General features: G+C 69.2%; 3 protein-coding genes and 1 pseudogene. 3 read left to right on the top strand and 1 reads right to left on the bottom strand.

All coding sequences use genetic code 11. The features are described 5' to 3' along the window. Nucleotides 1-95: 95 nt before the first annotated feature. Nucleotides 96-1,964 (top strand): annotated as a pseudogene (locus AB0I18_RS51710) (propionyl-CoA synthetase); the annotation flags it as partial. A 102-nt stretch (nt 1,965-2,066) separates the two neighbouring features. Here the strand turns inward: AB0I18_RS51710 and AB0I18_RS51705 are convergent. Continuing rightward, a complete protein-coding gene (locus AB0I18_RS51705; RefSeq protein WP_363112832.1) occupies nt 2,067-2,567 on the bottom strand; it encodes a PaaI family thioesterase in 501 nt (166 codons plus the stop codon). 91 nt (nt 2,568-2,658) lie between these two features. On the opposite strand from AB0I18_RS51705, the gene AB0I18_RS51700 reads away from it, so the two are divergent. Together AB0I18_RS51700 and AB0I18_RS51695 are read left to right on the top strand one after the other, a co-directional pair. Then, on the top strand, nt 2,659-3,126 hold the full coding sequence (locus AB0I18_RS51700; RefSeq protein WP_363112831.1) for a helix-turn-helix domain-containing protein: 468 nt from the start codon (nt 2,659-2,661) through the stop codon (nt 3,124-3,126). A 135-nt stretch (nt 3,127-3,261) separates the two neighbouring features. Continuing rightward, nucleotides 3,262-3,834: a TetR/AcrR family transcriptional regulator gene (locus AB0I18_RS51695; RefSeq protein ID WP_363112830.1), complete on the top strand. Its 573-nt coding sequence runs from the start codon at nt 3,262-3,264 to the stop codon at nt 3,832-3,834. The last annotated feature ends 75 nt before the right edge of the window (nt 3,835-3,909 follow it).

Below are 3,909 nucleotides of genomic sequence, written 5' to 3'. Positions count from 1 at the left end.
CTGATCGTGGAACGCGGCGTACGCACCTCCCTCGCCGCCCGCGACCCCTTCGGCAAGCTGCTCGCCGTCGGCCTCTCCGGCGCCTTCGCCCTCCATTCCGCGCCAGTACCGAGGACCCGGAGAGCTTCTGGCTGAAGGCGGCAGAGGGCATCGACTGGGATGTCACTCCGCGACGCGCTCTGGACTCCTCGGGCGCACCGTTCTACCGCTGGTTTCCCGACGGCCGGCTCAACATCTGTTTCAACGCGCTCGACCGACACATCGAAGCCGGCCGCGGCGAACAGCCCGCGCTCGTCTACGACTCACCCGTGACCGACACCCGCCGCGCCTACACCTACGCGCAGTTGCGGGACGAGGTGGCGGCCTTCGCCGGAGCGCTCGTGCGGCTCGGCGTGGGACACGGCGACCGCGTGGTGATCTACATGCCGATGGTCCCCGAGGCCGTCGTCGCGATGCTGGCCTGTGCGCGCATCGGCGCGGTCCACTCGGTGGTCTTCGGCGGGTTCGCCCCGCGCGAACTCGCCCTCCGTATCGATGACGCGGCCCCCAAGGTGGTCGTCGCCGCCTCCTGCGGCATCGAGGGCAAGCGTGTCATCGCGTACAAGCCCCTGCTCGACCGGGCGATCGAACTCGCGGTCCACAAGCCGGAGAAGACAGTGGTCCTGCAACGCCCGCAGGAGACCGCCGAGTTGGGACCCGACGATCTCGACTGGAGCGAACTGGTCGCCACCGCGGCGCCGGCCGACTGCGTTCCCGTCCCCGCCACCGATCCCCTCTACATCCTCTACACGTCCGGAACGACCGGAAAACCCAAGGGAGTTGTTCGCGACTGCGGCGGCTACGCGGTGGCCCTGCACTGGTCGATGGGCGCCGTGTACGACGTGGGCCCGGGCGAGACGATGTTCACCGGCTCCGACGTCGGCTGGGTCGTCGGGCACTCGTACATCGTCTACGCACCCCTGCTGGCCGGTGCGACGACGGTTCTGTACGAGGGCAAGCCGGTCGGCACACCGGACGCGGGCCAGTTCTGGCGCGTCGCCGCCGAGTACCGGGTCAAGACCATGTTCACGGCGCCCACCGCCTTCCGGGCCATCCGCAAGGAGGACCCCACCGGGACGCTCGCCGCGGACTACGACCTGACCGGCCTGCGCTACCTCTTCCTCGCCGGCGAGCGCCTCGACCCCGAGACGTATCACTGGGCGAGCGCCCTGCTGGGCATCCCGGTGATCGACCACTGGTGGCAGACCGAGACCGGCTGGCCCATCGTCGCCAACCCCGTGGGCATCGAGACCGCTCCCCTCAAGCCCGGGTCCCCCACCCGCCCGCTGCCGGGCTGGGACGTACGCGTCCTCGATCCTTCGGGCGAGCCGGTGCCCGCGGGCGTCGACGGCGCGATCGTCGTGAAGCTCCCCCTGCCGCCCGGTGCGCTCCCCACGCTCTGGAACGACGACAACCGCTTCGTCGCCTCCTACCTCTCCGCCTTCGACGGCTACTACCTCACCGGCGACAGCGGCCACCTCGACGACGACGGCTACGTCTTCGTCATGGGCCGCACCGACGACGTCATCAACGTCGCCGGACACCGGCTGTCCACCGGCAGCATGGAGGAGGCCCTGGCCGCCCACCCCGACGTCGCCGAATGCGCCGTCATCGGCGTCGCCGACGAGCTCAAGGGACAGATCCCGCGGGGCTTCGTCGTCCTGAAAGCCGGCGTCGACCGCGAACCGGGCCAGGTCGAGGCCGAACTCGTCCGGCTCGTACGCGAACGCATCGGCGCCGTCGCCTCCCTCAAGGACGTCACGGTCGTCGCCGCCCTGCCCAAGACCCGCTCGGGAAAGATCCTGCGCAAGACGATGCGCGGCATCGCCGACGGCCGCGACGAACCCATTCCCTCCACGGTGGACGACCCCGGCGTCATCGAGGTCCTGCGCCCGGTCCTCCGCCGCACCGGTCACACCCCGTAAACCGCCGACAGCGCCCCGGCCTAGAGCGGGCGAGCGCGGTTCTGCGCCGAGGGCGAGGGCGTCCGGCATCGCCGCACGGACGGCACCGGTCGCCGCCGGTGCTCACCCTTGGGCGGGAGGCACCGGGAAGAGCATGCAGCTGCTGGTGGCGTGGGCGAGGAGACGGTCCTTCGCGTCAACCAACTGCGCCTGGGCGAGGGCGGTTTGGCGGCCCTTACTGATGAGCGTGCCGATGGCGCGCACCGTGCCCGTCTCCACGGTGATCCGCCGCAGGAACTTCACCGTCAGGTCGAGCGAGGTGTACGCCATGCCCTGCGGGAGGGTGGACTGGACGGCGCAACCCGCCGCCGAGTCGAGCAGGGTGGCGAAGATGCCGCCGTGCACGCTGCCGATCGGGTTGTAGTGCTCCTCCCCCGGCGTCAGCGAGAAGACCGCCCTGCCGGGCTCCACCTCGTCCAGAGTGAAGTCGATGGTGTAGTTGACGGGCGGCCCCGGCAGTCCCCCCGCCCGCAGCTCGCGCAGGAAGTCGATGCCGGCCATCCGCCCGGCGGCCTCCGCCAGGAGCGCGGGATCTTCCCATTGATACGTACGTGTTCGTCCCACGACCGACGCCTTTCATCTGACTTTTACAAGTGAAGCTAGCTGCCGGCTCACCTGACTGTCAATGACGAAGCCAGGCCCGTACCATGGCGGGATGGAGTGGCTTGAGGCGAGTACGGAGAACTGCCCCGTCCAGCGCACGCTCGACGTGGTCGGAGAGAAATGGATGCTGCTGATCCTGCGCGACGCCGTCAACGGAGTCCGCCGCTTCGACGACTTCCACCGCCACATCGGCCTGTCGGAGGCCGTCCTCAGCGACCGCCTGCGCAAACTGACCGCGGCCGGCATCCTGAAGACCGTCCCGTACCAGGAGCCGGGCAGCCGCCCCCGCAACGAATACCGCCTGACCCGCAAGGGCTGGGATCTGTGGCCCGTCCTGATGGCCCTGACCCAGTGGGGCGAGACGTACACCCTCGGCCCCGAGGGCCCACTACTGGACGTCCGCCACACCGACTGCGACGCCCCGGTCCGCGTCGTCGTCGAGTGCTCCGCGGACCATTCCACCCTCACCCCCCGGGAAGTCACCGCCCGACTGGGACCGGGCGCCCGCCTCCGAACATGAACCATCGACCCCGATCCGTCCGATCACTGAATTCGGTGGCCAAAAACACCTGTCGGTCGTAATATTACACATGTCAGGCCATGGACTAGTCTTGAGTACGAGGCAACGGCCTTACGGAGCGAATGGAGGAAGCTCGTGGTGCGTTACGCCAAGGAGCACAAGCAGGTGACGCGGCAACGCATCATCGAGAAGGCCGGCCAGCGGTTCAAGCAGGACGGCATCGACGGCTCGGGCATCTCCACACTGATGGCGGATGCCGGGCTCACCAACGGAGCCTTCTACGCCCACTTCACGTCCAAGGACGACCTCGTCGCCCATGTCGTGGCCGGCGAACTGCACACGCAGCTCTCGAGGTACGGCACAGCGCGGCCCGGCCGCCCGGGACTCGAGGACCTCATTCGCGAGTACCTGTCACCCGAGCACCGGGACCACCCCAGCACCGGATGCCCCTCCGCCGCCCTGCTCGACGAGATCGGCCGCTGCGGAGACGCGACCAAGCAGGCTTACACCGATGGCGCACGGGACACCGTGACGGAGATCGCCGCCCGGCTGTCGCCCGAGGATCCGCAGGCCGCTCGCGGCAAGGCCATCGGACTCTTCACCATGATGGTGGGGACACTGCAGCTGTCCCGCGCGCTCTCCGACGGGAAGTTCGCCGACGAGGTCCTCGAGCGAGGAATCGAGAACGCCCTCGCATTCTTGGGGTGAGGGGAAGGCCTACGGCCACCCACGAGCTCACAGGAAGCCGACCTCACCGCCGCCCGCGAACGATGCGCGGGCGGC

This window comes from Streptomyces sp. NPDC050704 (assembly GCF_040654355.1).
Lineage (GTDB): Bacteria > Actinomycetota > Actinomycetes > Streptomycetales > Streptomycetaceae > Streptomyces.
This window is presented reverse-complemented; position numbering and strand designations above follow the sequence as displayed.